This window comes from Chryseobacterium sediminis (assembly GCF_008386505.1).
Lineage (GTDB): Bacteria > Bacteroidota > Bacteroidia > Flavobacteriales > Weeksellaceae > Chryseobacterium > Chryseobacterium sediminis.
In genome coordinates, this window is record NZ_VUNZ01000001.1 from 2120006 (window position 1) to 2137677 (window position 17672).

19 protein-coding genes are annotated in these 17672 nt (G+C 35.8%); 3 read left to right on the forward strand and 16 right to left on the reverse strand.

The features are described 5' to 3' along the window. Positions 1 to 2: 2 nt before the first annotated feature. The 7 genes from FW780_RS09650 to panD all read right to left on the reverse strand — a co-directional run bounded on the left by FW780_RS09650 (position 3) and on the right by panD (position 5910). A complete protein-coding gene (locus FW780_RS09650; RefSeq protein ID WP_149833390.1) occupies positions 3 to 1280 on the reverse strand; it encodes a PP2C family serine/threonine-protein phosphatase in 1278 nt (425 codons plus the stop codon). Continuing rightward, positions 1280 to 2323, reverse strand: a complete 1044-nt coding sequence (locus tag FW780_RS09655; RefSeq protein ID WP_149833391.1) for a TerY-C metal binding domain-containing protein — start codon at positions 2321 to 2323, stop codon at positions 1280 to 1282. Before FW780_RS09655 ends, FW780_RS09650 begins: the two co-directional genes overlap by 1 nt. A gap of 17 nt (positions 2324 to 2340) precedes the next feature. Further along, positions 2341 to 2979 (reverse strand): vWA domain-containing protein, encoded by a 639-nt coding sequence (locus tag FW780_RS09660; RefSeq protein WP_149833392.1) that lies wholly within the window; start codon positions 2977 to 2979, stop codon positions 2341 to 2343. 88 nt (positions 2980 to 3067) lie between these two features. Then, positions 3068 to 3745 carry a TerD family protein gene (locus tag FW780_RS09665; RefSeq protein ID WP_149833393.1) on the reverse strand — a complete coding sequence of 226 codons (678 nt, stop codon included), beginning with the start codon at positions 3743 to 3745 and terminating at the stop codon, positions 3068 to 3070. A gap of 29 nt (positions 3746 to 3774) precedes the next feature. Further along, a complete protein-coding gene (locus tag FW780_RS09670) occupies positions 3775 to 4350 on the reverse strand; it encodes a TerD family protein (RefSeq protein WP_149833394.1) in 576 nt (191 codons plus the stop codon). A gap of 177 nt (positions 4351 to 4527) precedes the next feature. Continuing rightward, the gene (locus FW780_RS09675; protein ID WP_149833395.1) at positions 4528 to 5556 is read right to left on the reverse strand and encodes a lysylphosphatidylglycerol synthase transmembrane domain-containing protein; all 1029 of its coding nucleotides are present in this window, start codon (positions 5554 to 5556) and stop codon (positions 4528 to 4530) included. Between the two features lie 3 nt (positions 5557 to 5559). After that, a complete protein-coding gene (gene panD / locus FW780_RS09680) occupies positions 5560 to 5910 on the reverse strand; it encodes an aspartate 1-decarboxylase (RefSeq protein WP_047386679.1) in 351 nt (116 codons plus the stop codon). 399 nt (positions 5911 to 6309) lie between these two features. Between panD and FW780_RS09685 the strand changes: the two genes are divergently transcribed. Further along, positions 6310 to 6600, forward strand: a complete 291-nt coding sequence (locus FW780_RS09685) for an HU family DNA-binding protein (RefSeq protein ID WP_002976900.1) — start codon at positions 6310 to 6312, stop codon at positions 6598 to 6600. Between the two features lie 238 nt (positions 6601 to 6838). Here FW780_RS09685 and pdxH read toward each other — a convergent pair whose 3' ends face one another. Continuing rightward, complete coding sequence (pdxH, locus tag FW780_RS09690) at positions 6839 to 7480, reverse strand: pyridoxamine 5'-phosphate oxidase (protein WP_149833396.1); 642 nt, start codon at positions 7478 to 7480, stop codon at positions 6839 to 6841. Positions 7481 to 7504: 24 nt separating this feature from the next. Here pdxH and FW780_RS09695 point away from each other — a divergent pair, with 24 nt between their 5' ends. Next, entirely contained in the window at positions 7505 to 8053 is a 549-nt protein-coding gene (locus FW780_RS09695; protein ID WP_149833397.1) for a YqgE/AlgH family protein, read from the forward strand. Between the two features lie 102 nt (positions 8054 to 8155). After that, entirely contained in the window at positions 8156 to 8737 is a 582-nt protein-coding gene (locus FW780_RS09700) for an N-acetylmuramoyl-L-alanine amidase family protein (protein WP_149833398.1), read from the forward strand. Between the two features lie 83 nt (positions 8738 to 8820). On the opposite strand, the gene FW780_RS09705 is transcribed toward FW780_RS09700, so the two are convergent. From FW780_RS09705 to FW780_RS09740, 8 genes are all read right to left on the reverse strand, one after another. Next, positions 8821 to 9636 (reverse strand): aminotransferase class IV, encoded by an 816-nt coding sequence (locus tag FW780_RS09705; protein ID WP_149833399.1) that lies wholly within the window; start codon positions 9634 to 9636, stop codon positions 8821 to 8823. Positions 9637 to 9714: 78 nt separating this feature from the next. Further along, positions 9715 to 10101, reverse strand: a complete 387-nt coding sequence (locus tag FW780_RS09710) for an START-like domain-containing protein (protein WP_034696870.1) — start codon at positions 10099 to 10101, stop codon at positions 9715 to 9717. A gap of 188 nt (positions 10102 to 10289) precedes the next feature. Beyond that, on the reverse strand, positions 10290 to 11465 hold the full coding sequence (locus tag FW780_RS09715) for an aspartate aminotransferase family protein (protein ID WP_149833843.1): 1176 nt from the start codon (positions 11463 to 11465) through the stop codon (positions 10290 to 10292). 95 nt (positions 11466 to 11560) lie between these two features. Further along, the gene (locus FW780_RS09720; protein ID WP_149833400.1) at positions 11561 to 13300 is read right to left on the reverse strand and encodes an OstA-like protein; all 1740 of its coding nucleotides are present in this window, start codon (positions 13298 to 13300) and stop codon (positions 11561 to 11563) included. A 3-nt stretch (positions 13301 to 13303) separates the two neighbouring features. Then, positions 13304 to 13777, reverse strand: coding sequence for a Fur family transcriptional regulator (locus FW780_RS09725; RefSeq protein WP_027374694.1), 474 nt, complete (start codon positions 13775 to 13777; stop codon positions 13304 to 13306). A gap of 66 nt (positions 13778 to 13843) precedes the next feature. Then, positions 13844 to 15838, reverse strand: a complete 1995-nt coding sequence (locus FW780_RS09730) for a KUP/HAK/KT family potassium transporter (RefSeq protein WP_047378879.1) — start codon at positions 15836 to 15838, stop codon at positions 13844 to 13846. A gap of 114 nt (positions 15839 to 15952) precedes the next feature. Then, positions 15953 to 16933, reverse strand: coding sequence for a pyruvate dehydrogenase complex E1 component subunit beta (locus tag FW780_RS09735; protein WP_047378880.1), 981 nt, complete (start codon positions 16931 to 16933; stop codon positions 15953 to 15955). A gap of 237 nt (positions 16934 to 17170) precedes the next feature. Then, a complete protein-coding gene (locus FW780_RS09740) occupies positions 17171 to 17590 on the reverse strand; it encodes a DUF2147 domain-containing protein (RefSeq protein WP_149833401.1) in 420 nt (139 codons plus the stop codon). Positions 17591 to 17672: the final 82 nt, after the last annotated feature.

The window sequence follows — 17672 nt, forward strand, 5'->3', positions numbered from 1 at the left end:
TATTAATAGATTATTGCCAATGTACGGTCATCGTGGTTTCCTCTGCTCCAGAAATCACTCCATATTAAAAGTTCTTCATCAATTTTTTCATCATGGATAAAGTCTGCTTTTGTGCGGTCATCGTTTTTTCCGGCCAGATCTTCAAAAAAAGATTTCCAGCTTTCTATATCTTCCAGTTTATTTTCGGTAATGAATTTCGGATCATAAATACCATCCGTCATCAGTACGAGATAAGAAAAATCTTCTATACAGGTAATTCTGAAGCGGGAATTCATTTGATCATTAAAAATCTCTTTCATGGTGATAAAACGGGTGCCTCCACCAAACTCTCCTACATCCATCAGGTTTAAAAGTTTTACCTCAGAAAAATCAGAATTGATCAGGTTAATTGGGCAGTCTCCCACTCCAAAACTTAGAATCACATATCCAAAACTAAACTTTTTAAGTAATGTAAAAATAAGTGTCGCATGCAAATCATTAACAGACAGCACATTTTCTGCTGCCGTTTTTTCTAATGTCTGATAGACAGATAAAACACTTTCCGACAAAACATTTTTGATATTTTGCTCAGCATCCAACTGTTCTTCTCTGGAATGACCGGAAGCATACATCCGATTGATATTGTTTTCAAGTCTGCTTAAAATCTCCTGCGAATTGAAAAACTGATTGACCGTTGCCACTGCCAATCTTGAACCCTCTCTTGATGCAGTTGCCGAACCTGCTCCATCTGAAACTGAAACAATATTCCAGTCATTGGGCAAAATATTCACTGCAAAATCATCTTCCCGAAATTTCCCTTCATGGGCATGAGAACGTCCTCTTTTGGAAGCCACGACGATTTTTTTGTCTGAAAATGAACCTTTGAATGATTCTTCCTCCGATTTGTAAAAAACTGCATTTTTATCGCTTGGAATATTTTTCCATAAGTCTTTGGGATCTGCATTTACAAAAAGCTGTATTTTTTTTTCTTCAATCTGCTTCTGATCATGAGTGTGATAAAACTGAACATCCAGATGATACATATTGTTGGTAACCGGCGTTCCTGAAATTGTATCATTTTCAAAGGTAAGTCCTGTTTCTTCAAGACCACTGATATTCTGAATTTTTATATTCGGAAAATCTTCCATGTCAAGACGGAATTCATAGAACTGTTTTGCACTGGCATTTTTCAATACCCAATGAGCATCTTTGAACTCTTCTTTTTCTCTATAAACAGCAGCTTGTTCCATCGTCTTTGGTTTAGAATCGGAGGCTGATTTTCTGAAGAATTTACCCATCATTATCCTAAGGTTCTGTTAATATCAAATCCTCCACCGGAAAATCCGTAATAATCCGAAGTTCCGCACCATGGACATTTACTGTATCCTTCTCCTCTCAGACAGTGAATACCGCCACACGAACAGGTTGCCAGTGCAATAGGATTGGCACAGTGAGGACATGAAGTTCCTCCATCCAGCTCTTCTATATTGATTTTAAGATTCGTTTTTTGGTTTGAAGAAAGTCTATAGTAGGCTTTTTCATCAATTTTATAAGCCCCATCCAGTCTGTAATATCTTGTTGCCATCCCCGGAATACTTGATTCCGCAAATGCTTTTTTAAATTTCATTAAATAAAGCTTCTCTGTTTCCTGACATTTCCCGTTTAATACTACAAAATTGTTATCCGGAAATCTCTGCTCCATTTCAGGATCTACTTTCTCAAGGATAAGGGAATCAATCTTAGAAAGGTTAATTCCTTCTTTTTTGGCTTCCGTTACACTTTGGCTGGTTGTTTTAATAGAATCTGTTACCCATTTGAAAAATTCTTTATAGGAATTCTCATCAGAGTTATTAAACAGCAACACATTATCGGCCAATGAACCGAGAAGTTTATAGTTTGTATTTTCACCTATGGATACAGCAATTGTATTGGATTTCCCACTGTACTTACTATTCCACCTTTCAATAGCTTTGGTAGCATCATCAGTGGGAACACCGTCTGTAAACAGAAAAACGATAGGTTTCCAATCGCCTTTTCTCTCATAGGTTGTCTTCACAATATCCCTGTCGATACAATCCATTACTTTGATTAAACCCTGAGAAAGTGAAGTACCGCTTCCAATTGGGATTTTTGGAGGATAAAAACTGATAATATCCTGCATCGGAGTAATCACTTCCGCTTCTCCTGCAAAACCTATCACAGAAATATAAACAGTTTCCAGTGAATACGGATCTTTTTTTAATTCCCTGATGATATTGGCGATACCTTCCTGTACCTGCTCAATAGGTTCTCCTACCATAGATTCGGAGATGTCTACTAAAAAATAAATAGGCAGTCTTCTCATGTTGTAAAGACAATTTTTTAAATAATAATATTAAGCTCCGATGGTGGCGGAGGTAATGTGATATTTTCTCCCGTATTTTGCGACTGTCCTCCCTGTGTAATAGAAGAACTCACCCATTTGAAAAAGGAAGAAAGGGTAATAGCGTCTGTGGTATCCAGTTTTACCACATGATCAGTCAGTTCTTTCAGAAACTGTTCGTCTGCTTTCGGGCCGGCTGCACAACCTACGATGGCTCCAAACTCCAGTCCTCTGATCACAGGAATCATTTGTCTGTATTTCTGAATATCCGAAGGTTTTCCATCTGTAAATATAAAAAGTAACGGCTGCCAGTCTCCTTTTGCATCGGCCGATTCTTTTACAATCTCTTTCTGTACCAATCCGGAAACCATTTCCAATGCAGCTCCTGTATGGGTTGGGCCACTGTCCGGACAGGTAATTTCCATGGGATAAAAGCTTGCCAGATCCGTTAAAGGAATAATATTTTTAACTTCTCTATCGAAGGTAATAACACTTAGATGCAAACTATCCATCGCCTGTGGATCCGCACGAAGCATACTGATCAATCCATTGAATCCATTATTCAGTGCCTGAATAGGCTCCCCGTTCATAGAACCTGAAGTATCTAATAGAAAATAAGCTAATAATCTCCTGCTCATTATATGACAAGTATTAAGTCTGAAGCCGGCGGAGGAAGTCGAAGACTTCCAAGCCGGCTTTTATTTTGGTTTGATAAAAATTAAGAATCTAGTTGGAATAAGCGTACTGCTGTCTCAGAATATCTATAAAGTTATCTGTATGATGCGGCTCACCCACAGCACGGAATTTCCAATCTCCGTTATGACGGTATGCTTCTGCAAAAACCATAGCACACATTCCGTTCATACTTGAATCTCCGGAAAGGCTGTATTTTGTAATTTCTTTTCCTGCAGCATCTACCGCACGGATAAATGCATTTTCAATCATTCCGAAGTGCTGGTTATTCGTTCTTCCCTGATAAATGGTAACAATAAATACAATTTTCTGATAGCTCTGATCCAGCTGATCCAGTTTTACAATGATCTGCTCATCATCTCCATCTCCTGCTCCGGTTCTGTTATCTCCTGTAAGCCATACATTTCCGCTTGGATGCTGCATAGAATTGAAGAAAACCACATCTCCCTGATAAAGTCCCATCTGTCTTCCGTCATTGGTCTGTACCGTTCTTCCAAGATTCGCTACTTTGCCATTGCCATCTAAAAGGAAAGCTACTGCATCAAGATCATATTCGGCTTCCTTACTAAACAGTTTTCCAAAGAATCCTCCACCTGGTTTTCTTACATCCCATCCTAAGCCAATGGTTACTTTTGAAAGATCATAAACGCTTTCTCCGCGGTCATTCTTTCTTAAATCTATCGTTTGTCCTTTCTGTAAATTAATTGCCATAGTTATTGTTTTTGTGTATTGGAGTGTTTTTATTTGATAATTTGTCCTTTATAGTATTTCTCCAGGAAGAAACCAAGATCTGCTCTGTATCCTATTCCCGAAGCTTCAAATTTCCAGCTACCGTTTCTTTTATACAGCCTTCCGAACTCTACACCGGTTTCAATAGAGAAATCTTCGTCCAGTTCATATTTTGCAATTTCCTGATTTGAATGATTATCTACAACTCGGATATAAGAGTTTCTCACCTGTCCGAAATTCTGTCTCCTTCTTTCAAAATCTTCTATGGTTACTACGAAAAGAATCTCCTGCACTCTTGAATCTACTTTATCAAGATCTATTATGATTGCTTCATCATCATCACCATCACTGTTTTTACCATTGGGATCATCACCTGTATGGGTAAGAGCGCCATCCGGAGAATTCAGGTTATTGTAAAAAACAAAATATTCTTCACTTACTAATTTTCTGTCAGAATCAATCATGATTGCAGAAGCGTCCAGGTCAAAATCGTAACCGGTTCCTTCATTGGGATCCCAGCCTAATCCAATCGTCATTTTAGTCAATCCTATGTCGATTTTTTGTCCTTTCTGTAGATTAATTGCCATAGTGTTTTATATTATGATTATTTTTCGCATTAAGATAGAAGTGATTTATGAATTGACCAAATTTATTTAGGAAAAAATGATCTATAGAGCCCAATTAAAGCTATTTAAGTCACCAATCACCATAAAAAAAGGTTCAATTAAAAAATTGAACCTTGTATTGTATAAAAGAGTATTGAATTAATTTTCAAAATTCTTATCCGAAACTGCAGCATTTCTTGCTTTTGCCAGCATAGGAATGGAAATCAGTCCCATCACCAGCATAATAACAATCTGCAGTGGTAAAGAAATAAAGGAATAGGTTAATCCCATTTCACCTCCGAAATCAGCACTTTTTCCTACGGATATAAAAAGCGCCATAAAGCCGTATTTCATCGCAAGATTATAAGCTCCAATTCCTCCACTGGCAGGAATAATCATCCCCAATGTTCCTACTACAATAATGAAGAAACCGTCAGCAAAGGTAAATGCGGATGTTTCAGGAAGAGCAAAACATACAAGATAAGCTGCTAAATAATAACAAATCCAGATTCCTAATGTATAAAGGATGAATTTTCCTTTTTCTTTTAATTTAAAGATGGAAGTTAATCCCTGAAAAATCCCATCAATAAAGTTGACAATTTTTCCTAAAAACGGAATTCCTGAAAGTTTCTTTTTGAATACGAAAAATAAAATGGTTCCTACAATCAGAATTGAAAGGCCCAATAAAATCTTATTAGGATTCATACTGATTCCTGAATTTTTGTAGAATGACAGAATTGCATCATACTTAAACAATAAAGTCAATCCTAAAAATCCCAGCATACAAACCAAATCCACCACTCTTTCCAAAATGATCGTTCCAAAAGATTTGTCTACAGGTACTTTTTCCACTCCATACAAAGCCGTTGCCCTTGCCACTTCACCACTTCTCGGGATAGTAAGATTCATCAGATACCCAAATGATATTGACCAGAGAGCATTAGAATTTGAAATACGGTGTCCCATTGGCTCCAGCATTAAATTCCAGCGAATCGCCCTAAACCAATAGGCAAGAAGGCCAAATACAGAAGCAAACAATACCCAAAGATAGTTTGCCTTCGCCAGTGACTTCTGAATGACTTTAAAATCAAGCCCTCTTAAGGCAAGCCATAAAAAAAAGCCTGCAAAAGCAAGCGATATTACTATTGTTAATATTGATTTTACCGGACTTTTTGATGTTTTCTCCATGTACTAGGTAAGAAGATTTGTTTTTTCATCCGGGAAAACGATCTTTGGCTGGAAGTCTTTAGCCTCTTCCGGGGTCATCTGCGCATAAGCAATAACGATGATGATGTCATCTTTCTGTACTTTTCTTGCTGCAGGCCCGTTCAGACATACTTCTCCGGATTTTCTTTTTCCTTTGATAACGTACGTGTCAAAACGTTCTCCGTTGTTCACATTCACGATATAAACCCTCTCTCCTACTACCAAACCGGCAGCTTCAATAAGATCTTCATCTATTGTTATACTTCCAATATAATTAAGGTCAGAAGCTGTTACTCTTACCCTATGAATCTTAGACTTGAAAACTTCTATTAGCATGATGCAAATTTATTAATAAAAATTAATAAAACAGCTCTTTAGTATCATTTAAAAACTCCCACAAACACAGGGGTTTAATTTTACAAAACACAAGGATTTTGAAAATTGCTTATAAATTTAATAATCATATGATTAAAAAAATTAATTGTTTATACTTAATTTAGGATTTAATAAATACAAAAAATAATATTAACTTTTTGCTAAAGTCAATAAACATAAGCATTTGGCATGATTTTAGTAACGCGTAACGTAGATTTTCTGTAAAAAGTGGAATTATCATATTTTAACTGTTTTCACCAAAAAGTAAAAAAATTTTACAAGTTTTAATAAAAAAATTGCACAATTAGAAAATAGTATTATATTTGCTATAATTACGAACTAACTTTAATATTAAAAATTATGAACAAGTCTGAATTAATCGACGCAATCGCTAAAGATGCAGGTATCACTAAAGTTGCAGCAAAAGCTGCTTTAGAATCTTTCATTGGTAACGTAACTACTACTTTAAAGAAAAAAGACGGAAAAGTGTCTTTAGTAGGTTTCGGTACTTTCTCAGTAGCTGAGAGAGCTGCTAGACAAGGGATTAACCCTGCAACTAAAAAACCGATCAAGATCGCTGCTAAAAAAGTTGCTAAATTTAAAGCTGGGGCTGATTTATCAAATGCAGTTTCAGGTGCTAAGAAAAAATAATCATTCAGATTAAAAAAATTCAGGGCTGTTTCTTAGAAACAGCCTTTTTTATTTCAAATTGTGGAAAATTATTAAGCAATTAAGACATTTTAAACGTATTAAGTTTCGTCTAAAGTCTTTTTCATGGTTAAAAATAAATAAGCGGGCTAAAGCCCGCTTCTATTGATATTAAAAATTTATATTTTCAGAATAGTTTTACAGTAAAAACTACACCACTAAGTTCTAGTTTCTAATCTTTCTATGGTGCCAATCTTGAAATCTTCCAATCCAGATCTTCAAGCTTATAAATAATCCTGTCATGAAGACGATTAGGTCTGCCTTGCCAAAATTCAATCTCATAAGGTCTTGCCAGATATCCACCCCAATTGGAAGGTCTTGGAACTTCAGTATTTTCATATTCTTTTTCCAGCTCTTTTAATTTATCTTCCAAAAACTCTCTGTTGGGAATCACCTGGCTCTGCGGAGAAACTACAGCTCCCAGCTGGCTTCCTTTCGGCCTTGAATGAAAATAACCATCACTTAAGTTTTCCGCCAGCTTTTCAAGATCAGCTTTAATAATGATCTGCCTTTCAAGATTAGGCCAGAAAAAATGCAGGCATGCTTTATGATTGTTTTCTATTGCTTTTCCCTTTCGGCTGTTGTAATTGGTATAAAAAATAAATCCTTCATGGGTATATGCTTTAAGAAGGACCATTCTTGTTCTCGGACACCCGTCTTCCTCCACTGTAGAAACAGCCATAGCATTGGATTCTGAGATCATTGGGCTCTCACTGGCCTCCAAAAACCAGTCTCTAAACTGCTCAATTGGATTTTGTTTTATCTCACTTTCAATAAGTTGGGATTTCTCGTACACTTTTCTTTTGTCGTGCAGGTTTTCCATAAATATTTTTTATTAAATTTGAGTATGAATCACTCATACAAAGGTAAAATATTAATCTCGACACCTGACATTTCCGGCGATATTTTTTCAAGATCGGTAGTGTTGGTTATTGAACATAATGAAAGTGGTGCGTTTGGTTTGATACTGAATAAAAAAAACAGCCAGATGAGCAGTAAGTTCAAAGATTTTTTTGACTTTAAAATTGAGGTCTATGATGGAGGTCCTGTGGAAAATGACAAAGTATTTTTTATTGTAAAAGGTAAAAGGGTTACTGAGATCTATACAGACATCACCGATGAATATTATCTTACAGAAGATATTGAACGTATTATAAATGCTGTCTTGAGCAGCGAACTGAATATTGAAAACATTAAAATATTTTCAGGCTATTCAGGATGGTCTCCAAGCCAACTAGACACTGAAGTTCAAAGAAAAATGTGGACAGTAGTAGATGTTTATAATCTTGACTATACGCTTCCCAATGATCAAACTCTTTGGAAATCTATTATGCAGAATCTTGGCGGAGAATTTCTTCTTTGGGCTAATTCTCCTGAGGACATTTCTTTGAATTAATGCAGGCTTTTCGTATCAATTTGATAATTAACAAACTTTAAGATTCCTTTAACCAATTTTAAAGAAAGTTTTTCCGTTCTTTGAAAAACTAAAATCACTGATATGAAAGGTATTACATTACTTGCTTTATCAATATTTTCTACCGCATTTTTATCATTCACCCCTATTAATAAAAAATACATTGTCATAGATGCCGGTCATGGCGGAAATGATTTTGGGGCTACTCATGGTGAAATTCGTGAAAAAAATATATCGTTAAGTGTTGCTAAGGAAATCCAAAAGATCAATGAAAGCCAGGATAAATATGAAATCATCCTGACAAGGGATTCAGACACGTATCCTACTCTTTCTGAAAGAACAGCCCAAATTAATAAACTTAATCCTGAAATGGTTATTTCACTCCATGTAAACTCTTCTCCTGAGAAAGAAAGAGCTGATAACGGATTTGAAGTTTATACTCAGAATTCTGATTTTTCAAAGGAGCTGGCAGGAAAAATTTACAAGAAATTCAATGCCCGTAAAATATCTGAGAGCAACCTTCATATTTTAAGAGAAACTAAAGCGCCTGCCGTATTGGTAGAACTTGGATTCATCAATAATTCTGAAAACAGGAATTATATAACGAGTGAAAAAGGGCAGAAAGAAATCGCACAGAAATTTGTTGAAATCATCAACGAATACTAAATAAAATACAATTTCTGATTTACTCAGAATAAAACCCGGTAAAGGACTTCTGGAACTTTGTTGTTTACCGGGTTTGTCAATTTTTATTGATCAAAACTTTTCTTCCAGCTTTCTACCAGTTCTGTGAAGCGGGATTTTTCAAAAGTCTTATTTCTTATCTTACCTACAGAAAATATACCTTTCTCTTCTGAAACCATTAAAATCTCTTCAGCTTTCTGAGATTCAAATGCAATAATCTCGTGTTCCTGAATATCAGCAAGATTATTTTTATGTAAAAAAGTAACAAAATTTTCCATCAAAGGAGAAATGTAAGCTCCTTCCGTCTGTTTTGGTACTTTAATAACATCTCCTTCTAAAAAAAGAAGATTTCCGGCAGTGGTACGTGCTATTCTTTTATTTGGATTCAGAAGAATAACGTCATCAAGGTCGTTTTCCTGGGCATAGATCGCTCCGTAGATATTTTCCGGACAGTGAACTCTAATATTGCTCAAAAGGTTGTTATTAACGTTTATTTCCTTAATTAAATCCAATTCTAAAGGTCTTTGATGAACTGCCAGTACATCTGCCACTTCTGAAACCTCATAAAAATAGGAAACAGAAGATTTTGCCAATGTTACGCCATCGTTATTCCTGAACACCTGGAAATTGATAATTCCGTTCTTTACTCCTTTACCTTCAATAATTTCTTTTTGAAAAAGTGTCTGGAAAAATTCCAGGGTATAAGTCAAAGGAATATTCATTCTCATCTTTCTCATGGAAGCCATCAGGAAAAAATAGCATTCTTCGTCCATGATTAATCCACCATTTCTTACAAAGAAAGAAACTTTCACTGAGTCGCCCCAAAGGAAGGCTCTGTTCTTTACATTTAACTCGTCTGATGTAAAATATTGATTTTCCAATTTTTGATGTGATTTATTTACAAAAAAATAATGAACGATAAATCGTTCATCAGTTTTATCATTTAATATTGCCCGGTATTATGCCGCACCTAATTTTATTCTCAGGTTTTCAATAAGATTTTCCCAATACATTGCATTTTCCTCTTCATCACCTTCTTCACAGAAATCTGTAATATTCAAAGCCAGATCTTCTGTAATATCATCAATTGTGATAGTCATTTCAAAGAAATTTTTTGTTCCTTCATCTTCTTCCCATCTGAAACGCACGAAACCTTCAGGCTTATATCTGATCAAAGTGGCCTTCTCAGCAGGTCCTCCACCCCAGCTAAAAAAGAAATCATCGCCTTTCTCTGTTACCTCATCCGCAAACCATTCAGACAATCCCTCTGCAGTCGCCAGATATTCATATAAAATCTCTGATAAACAGTGCATTGGAAATTCGTAATGGACTTTATGTTTCGCCATATAATCTTTGTTTTATCGTCCCGCAATATATAAATTAATTTTTTTATTACGCAAAAAAACAATTACTTTTTTAAAGAATCAGTATGATATTTATCACGGGATTTAAATCCTTATTCCATTAATTTTTAATGGATAAAGTTGTCATGTAAAGCATAAAAAAATCTCTCCTTTCCGGAGAGATTTTATCTTTAATTTTCGTTCAGGATATCAAGAATAATCTGACATCCTTCTCTGATTTCATCTTTAGATAATGTAAGAGGCGGAGAGATTCTCAGGTATTCATTTCTGTACAGCTGCCAGAAAACAACAAGCCCTTTTTCCATACATTTTTTTGCTACTTCCAGTGTATATTCGGGAGTTCCGAGATTCACGGCAAGCATTAAGCCTTTGCCATTGATATTTTTAATTTTAGGATGAACTAAAAGTTCTCTGAACAGTTTCTCTTTTTCTTCCACTTCATTCATCAGTCCGCTGTCCAGTACTTCTTTTAAAGTAGCGTAGCTTGCCGCTGCAATTAATGGATTTCCTCCAAAAGTAGTAATATGACCCAGCTTTGGTGAATGTGACAAGCTTTCCATAATTTCTCTGGAACTCATAAAAGCTCCTACAGGAACTCCTCCTCCCATTCCTTTCCCCATCACAAGGATATCCGGAACAATTCCAAAGTGTTCAAAAGAGAACAGCTTCCCTGTTCTTCCGAATCCCGGTTGTATTTCATCTAAAATCAAAAGCGCTCCTACTTCTTCACATCTTCTTTTTAATTTGATCAGATAATCATTATCAGGAACCAGAAATCCTGCTGCCCCCTGAATGGTTTCAAGGATAACACAAGCGGTTTTCTCAGTTATTTTATCGAAGTCTTTTTCGTTATTAAATTCAATGAAAGAAACCATTGGAAGTAAGGGACGGAATTCTCTCTTGTGGGTTTCATTTCCTGAAACACTCAAGGCACCATGTGTATTTCCGTGATAAGAGTCTTTAAAGGAAACAATTTCTTCTCTTCCCGTATATCGTTTTGCCAGCTTCAGACTTCCGTCAATAGCCTCAGCTCCGCTGTTTACAAGATAGGTAACCTCTAAAGGCTCCGGAGTAGCTTCTGCAAGCAGTCTGCATAAGGCAATAGGTTTCTCCTGTGCATATTCACCATACACCATTACGTGAAGGTATTTATCTGCCTGTTCTTTGATTGCATTCACGATTTTAGGATGTGAATGTCCCAGCGTATTGGCAGAAACTCCTGCTACAAAGTCAAGATATTTTTTACCGTCTGCACCGTAAATATAACTTCCTTCTGCTTTTTCAACTTCAAAACCTGCAGCAAATTTTGTGGTTTGAGCCTGATATATAAAAAAATCTTTTTGCATTTCCATTGTCTCCAAAATTTCAGCAAAGCTATAAAAGATTCATTAAAGGGTAAAATTAATCCACAAAAAAGACCAGCGAGTACTGGTCTTTTATATTATTTTCTTGTTCGTTTCGGTTTTTTAGCTTCTTCTTTGGCTTTTTCGTCATCAATAGCTTTCTGTGCTTTATCGAAGAGTTCGTTATCGGCGGTATACTGTATTTCTTCGTTATTTGGGGTGTCTACCAAAATATCCTGCCATTTCCGGATCCGGTCTTTGGTATTCCAGTTAAAATCGGGAAACTTCCTTCGTGCAGGTTCTATTTTACTCATCGGATAGGTGTCTGAATTTGCTCCAATACTACATGAAATAATCTGCAGGGCTCTTTCTTCAAACAATGCTCCGATAATTCCGCAGGTAGAAAGGGTAATTCCTATTCTTTCCGGTTTTTTGGTTTCCTGATCGGTATCATCTACATAAACAATAGACTGGGCATTTCCTACTACTCTTGCTTCTTTAATATCATTTTTCTCATAGTAAACCGTCATGAATTTTCCTTTCACCTGATTGAACTCGTCTTTCAGGTTCAGTGAATCCACTTTACTGATAGCAAAGGCATTTCCTATTACTTTTAAGGAGTCTATATCTTCTGTCTTGGTATTAAAGTAAGCTTCTACTTTATCACCGGTTACCTGTTTTTCACCGCTCCACAGAATTGGGTTTGTATACATATGCATCACCCCATCTGTTTCATTGAAAGCAATAGAGTCTGCTCTTCCCTGTGCATTGGATTTATAGATACGGGCTTTTTTGAATGCTCTTAAATAGCTTTTCTTAACTTTAATATCTAATGAATCCGGTCTTTGATAAGAGATAATTTTTTCTGATGCAAAATAAATGGAGTCTTTTTCCATCACTTTTACGGCATACGGATTTTTCGTCATCATTGCAGAGTCTTTTTTCTCAAAAATTTCTCCGTAGCCTCCTTTTATATACCTTCTTTCTTTGGGATCATCAAGGGTTACATTTCCGGTTGCTTTACCAAATCCTGAAATCTGATTGTAATACATATCATCACCGGTAAGGATTTTCTCGTTATAAAAGATCCTAGAGTTTTTGGTTAGATAAGCCTCCTTGGAATCCATTTTATAAGTTCCTCTTTCCGTATAAATTCTGTTTCGGGGATTGGTTTTGCTGGTAATGGTTGTAGGGCCATTAAAATCAGCAATTTTTGTATTCTGATTCTGCTTGATGTTCGGGCCTTCAATGATATATTGAGGAGTTTCAATTTTTACATTTCCCGTAAGGTCTACGACTCTTGTATTGAGGAAGTAAGTTCCTACTTTGGCGTAGGTTACATTCTGCCCGTCAGAAATTGTTCCCCCTGTATTAAAATAAGCCTGATTAGCCAGCCTGTCATAATACAGAATATCTGTTTTTATTGTTTGTTTTGGATCGGTTAAGACCACATTTTTTCTGGCAACACCTTTTTGGGTATTGGCATCATATTCCATTTCTCCTGCTGTGATTACAGAGCCGTCTGTATTTTGAAGTCTTGTATTGCCTATTGCTTTTACAAAGTTTTCTTCATTGTACAGAACAACTTCATCTGCTGTAAGGATGGAGCCTTGGTGTTCAATCTGAACATGACCGGTAAAGTATTGATTCCCGTCGTATTTTTCAGGGTCTTTCTTAATTTCATCAGCGTGGATGATCTTTACCTTATCTTCAGGTCTCATCTGTTTGGGCTGAGCTTGTGAAGGAGGCTGCAAATAGGGATCTCTCTTCACAGGTGTTTTATCCTGCGCAAAGTTTAGCGTAGAAATAAAGATTAGCAGAAAAAGGATTATTCTCATTAATTAGTCATTCTTAGTGCCATAGAAATATAGCGAATGAGAATCAATTTTTACGCCAAATGCTTCTTCAATGGCTTCTTTGATTCCTTGGATTCTTGGGTCACAGAATTCAATAATTTCTTCAATTTCTTTATCGGAGTCTTTTTTGTAGATCACCAAATGGTCATGCTGTTTATCAAAATAAGACTTCTCATAAGATGAAGAGGTCAATGTCTTTTCTCCGAACTGATGCTTACGGATCAAGCCTGCATCAAGGAAAATTTCAATAGTGTTGTAAATTGTTGCTTTGGAAACATGATATTTCTTCTGCATCATCAGAAGATACAGATCATCAACGTTGAAGTGATGATCCATATTATAAATCTCTTCTAATATCGTATATCTTTCAGGTGTGTTTCTGAACCCTTTTTCTAATAAGTAGTTTCTCAAAACATCCTTGATCAAAGCTATATTTTTTTCTTTTTGTACTGTATCCATTAAAAAAATTATCTACAAATTTATTGAATTTTATTTAAATAGATAGTATTGTTAAACGCCAGAAGGTTAAGAGTTGTGACGGAAGTATCCCGATTGCTCAATCTTATTATCATAAACGGTAAGTTCAGTAATAGGTGCAGATTCTACTTCAACGTTATGAGAAGATACTCCCCAAGCCTTAAAGTCATCACTTCCGATATACTTCACAAAGTTATAAATGTTAAGAATAATCTTTTGTTTAACAGTTAAAAGGATATCGTTGATATATGTATTATCTATGATTACATATTTAAGATCCGGCGGTATCTCATGAGATCTTAAAGAAGGGTGACTGCTTCTTGAAGGAATGGTTCCATCAGCCATTAAATCTTTAAGAACCATATTGAAATAATCATTAATTCTTCGGTCTACTTTAAATCCTAAAAGGAAGTTGATTTTATATACTGTTCCCGGAAGAATTTCGTCTACTGTATATTTGAAAGTATATGGATCTTCCTGGTTTACAATACTCAGGATAAAGTAATGATCTGCTCTTTTCGGCTGTTTCTTGATGATGGAGTAAATGATTTTTGATTCTACTTCATCGTTTCTTTTTGCTCTGCTCAGATAAGCCAGGTTTGTAGCATATTTCGGGATGGTTTCATCCAGCTTCATGTCTTTAAGGATAGACACGTATTTTTCAATTTTCACAAACTGGATAAATCTTGTTTTAATCAATCGTCCGTTATACCATGCATACATAGAAAGTCCGATAGAACCAGCCAATACAACGGTAATCCAACCTCCTTCCATGAATTTGATAATATTGGCGCTGAAGAAACCAAGTTCAATAGCCATATAAACAAATGCAAAAAATAAAATCAATATTTTGCTCACTCTTTGTTTTAATAGCCAGAACACCAAAAGGATTGTTGTCATCAGCATCGTAACTGTAATGGAAAGTCCATACGCGGCTTCCATTTTTCCGGATTCCCTGAAGTGCAGAACGACAATAATACACAGAATAAGAAGTCCCCAGTTAATTCTTGGGATATACATCTGTCCTTTAACTCCGGAAGGATAATCAATTTTTTGATTTGGCCATAGGTTAAGAGACATTGCTTCTGAGAATATGGTGAAAGAACCTGTAATCAATGCCTGGCTGGCAATAATTGCGGCAGCTGTTGCTAAAATTACTCCAGGGATAATCATCCACTCTTCCATAATTCCAAAGAATGGGTTTACTACAGAAAATCCAGGTTTGTTGTAATTGGTCAAAAGCCATGCTCCCTGTCCAAGATAGTTTAGAATAAGCATTACTTTAACAAATCCCCAGCTTACTCTGATATTTTTTGCACCACAGTGTCCTAAGTCTGAATAAAGTGCTTCTGCTCCTGTTGTACAAAGGAAAACAGCACCTAAAATAACAATTGCACTTGGTGAGTTGACAATAAGTTTGTAAGCATAGTAAGGATTGAAAGATCTTAATATCTCAAAATTCTCACTCAAATGCATTACTCCCAAACCTCCTAATACTAAGAACCAAACCACCATTACAGGACCAAAAAACTTCCCGATAAAGCTGGTCCCGAATTGCTGTACCACAAAAATGACAATCAAAATTCCAATGGTGATAGGAACAACAGGGGTGTGAGGATTATAAATTTCAAGACCTTCAATAGCCGACATTACGGTAAGCGATGGTGTAATTACCCCGTCTGCAATCAGAGCGGCAGCTCCTACAATGGCAATGAGATACAACCATCCTTTCTTAAGGTTTCTTACTAGGGAAAACAAAGCAAGAATACCTCCTTCACCTTTGTTATCTGCTCTTAAAGCAATGATCACATATTTTATTGTGGTCTGCAGGGTAAGTGTCCAAATAATACAGGAAAGGGCTCCTTCTATGTATTCATTGAAAGGCATATTACTCCCTTGGGATCTTGCATTCACAATTGCTTTCATTACGTAAAGCGGAGAGGTACCAATATCTCCAAAAACAATTCCTAGAGACACTAAAACTCCAATAAAGGAAAGTTTCTTTATGTCGAAGTGGTAGCCATCTTCTGTAACTTCTGCCATATCAGCTTAATTTATTTTAAAGGCGCAAATTTATACTAATTTTATGACGTCAAGAATTTTTCTTCATGAATATAATAAATGAAAAAACTTCCTTTCGGAAGTTTTTCTCTATAACTATTTTACGTACATCGCTTTTTTAATTTCCTCTTTTACTTTTTCAAGCTTAGGGAACCATTCTGCAAACAATGCCGCAGAGTAAGGTGCAGGTGCATCAGGAGTAGTAATTCTCTTGATAGGAGCATCTAAATAATCAAATGCTTTTTGCTGTACCATATAAGTAATTTCAGAAGATATAGAAGCAAATGGCCAAGCTTCTTCTAAAATAACCAATCTATTTGTTTTCTTCACTGATGCCAGAATGGTATCAAAATCAAGAGGACGAACTGTTCTAAGGTCAATAACCTCTACAGAGATTCCTTCTTTAGCCATATCTTCAGCAGCCTGTAAAGCCAGCTTCATGATCTTTCCAAAAGAAACCAAAGTAACGTCTGTACCTTCTCTCTTGATATCTGCTTTTCCTAATGGTAAGTAGTATTCTTCTTCAGGAATTTCCATTTTATCTCCATACATCTGCTCAGATTCCATGAAAATAACCGGGTCATTATCCTGAATTGCGGTTTTCAACAACCCCTTCGCATCGTAAGGGTTTGAAGGAACCACTACTTTAAGGCCAGGAATGTTTGCAAACCAGTTTTCAAAAGCCTGAGAATGGGTAGCTCCTAATTGTCCTGCAGAAGCCGTAGGTCCACGGAAAACAATTGGACAGTTCCATTGTCCACCACTCATCTGACGGATTTTTGCAGCATTATTGATAATCTGATCAATTCCTACCAATGAGAAATTGAATGTCATATACTCTACAATGGGTCTGTTACCATTCATCGCAGCACCCACAGCAATTCCTGTAAAACCTAGTTCTGCAATTGGGGTATCGATTACTCTTTTAGGGCCAAACTCATCCAGCATTCCTTTTGAAGCTTTATAAGCACCATTGTATTCTGCAACTTCCTCCCCCATTAAAAAGATGGATTCGTCTTTACGCATTTCCTCGCTCATTGCCTGTGCAATTACCTCACGAAAAGTATATTCTGCCATATTTATTCGAAAAATTTAGACTACAAAAATAGTGTTTTTTTATTATACACATAATAAAAACACTCTTCATTTGAATGAGAAGTCTTTTATTAATTTTATTTAAAACTGATTTTTCTCCTGTAAACTCAGTTCTTTGTAATTTTTTATAAGGTCCTGAAAAATTCCTATACATTCTCTATATACAAAAAATGACACCTCATTTCTGAGATGTCATTTAAAATTCTATCTAAACTTAAATTAATTCATTTTTTCCCAAACCTGGGTTCTTCCTAATAGAGATAATCCTAAGTACCCTCTTACATTCAGCTTATCTCCGCTTCTTGTAATAGTACACTTGTACGTTTTCCCTGTTTTAGGATCGGTAATTGTTCCTCCTGTGAATTCATCACCATCTTTTTTCAGTCCTCTGATGATCTCTAGTCCTAAAATAGGTTTTCCTTTTCTGTCATCCTTACAAGCTGTACAGTTTGGATCAGCTGGTTTTATCAACAGTTGGGAAACTTTTCCATAGTATTTACCGTCTGATTTTTTGTACACTTCAACAATAGATTTTGCCTGTTTTGTCTCATCATCAATTGTCTTCCACTTGCCTTCTATCTGTGCAAATGTAAGTACACCGCATAGAGAAAGCGCGAACGTTAACAATATTTTTTTCATATTTCTTATAGTTTTAATTTTTATACAATATTCTTATCTACGTATTGATAAAAATATAAATTAATTTTCAACAAACAAAAAC

Excerpts from the sequence above, each read along its gene's own strand:
- FW780_RS09735 (WP_047378880.1), bottom strand. The coding sequence starts at position 16,933 with ATGGCAGAATATACTTTTCGTGAGGTAATTGCACAGGCAATGAGCGAG.
- FW780_RS09715 (WP_149833843.1), bottom strand. The coding sequence starts at position 11,465 with ATGCAAAAAGATTTTTTTATATATCAGGCTCAAACCACAAAATTTGCT.
- FW780_RS09730 (WP_047378879.1), bottom strand. The coding sequence starts at position 15,838 with ATGGCAGAAGTTACAGAAGATGGCTACCACTTCGACATAAAGAAACTT.
- FW780_RS09665 (WP_149833393.1), bottom strand. The coding sequence starts at position 3,745 with ATGGCAATTAATTTACAGAAAGGACAAACGATAGATTTAAGAAAGAAT.
- FW780_RS09700 (WP_149833398.1), top strand. The coding sequence starts at position 8,156 with ATGAAAGGTATTACATTACTTGCTTTATCAATATTTTCTACCGCATTT.
- FW780_RS09685 (WP_002976900.1), top strand. The coding sequence starts at position 6,310 with ATGAACAAGTCTGAATTAATCGACGCAATCGCTAAAGATGCAGGTATC.
- FW780_RS09650 (WP_149833390.1), bottom strand. The coding sequence starts at position 1,280 with ATGATGGGTAAATTCTTCAGAAAATCAGCCTCCGATTCTAAACCAAAG.
- FW780_RS09660 (WP_149833392.1), bottom strand. The coding sequence starts at position 2,979 with ATGAGCAGGAGATTATTAGCTTATTTTCTATTAGATACTTCAGGTTCT.
- FW780_RS09670 (WP_149833394.1), bottom strand. The coding sequence starts at position 4,350 with ATGGCAATTAATCTACAGAAAGGACAAAAAATCGACATAGGATTGACT.
- FW780_RS09725 (WP_027374694.1), bottom strand. The coding sequence starts at position 13,777 with ATGGATACAGTACAAAAAGAAAAAAATATAGCTTTGATCAAGGATGTT.
- FW780_RS09740 (WP_149833401.1), bottom strand. The coding sequence starts at position 17,590 with ATGAAAAAAATATTGTTAACGTTCGCGCTTTCTCTATGCGGTGTACTT.
- FW780_RS09655 (WP_149833391.1), bottom strand. The coding sequence starts at position 2,323 with ATGAGAAGACTGCCTATTTATTTTTTAGTAGACATCTCCGAATCTATG.
- FW780_RS09720 (WP_149833400.1), bottom strand. The coding sequence starts at position 13,300 with ATGAGAATAATCCTTTTTCTGCTAATCTTTATTTCTACGCTAAACTTT.
- panD (WP_047386679.1), bottom strand. The coding sequence starts at position 5,910 with ATGCTAATAGAAGTTTTCAAGTCTAAGATTCATAGGGTAAGAGTAACA.
- FW780_RS09675 (WP_149833395.1), bottom strand. The coding sequence starts at position 5,556 with ATGGAGAAAACATCAAAAAGTCCGGTAAAATCAATATTAACAATAGTA.
- FW780_RS09695 (WP_149833397.1), top strand. The coding sequence starts at position 7,505 with ATGAATCACTCATACAAAGGTAAAATATTAATCTCGACACCTGACATT.
- pdxH (WP_149833396.1), bottom strand. The coding sequence starts at position 7,480 with ATGGAAAACCTGCACGACAAAAGAAAAGTGTACGAGAAATCCCAACTT.
- FW780_RS09710 (WP_034696870.1), bottom strand. The coding sequence starts at position 10,101 with ATGGCGAAACATAAAGTCCATTACGAATTTCCAATGCACTGTTTATCA.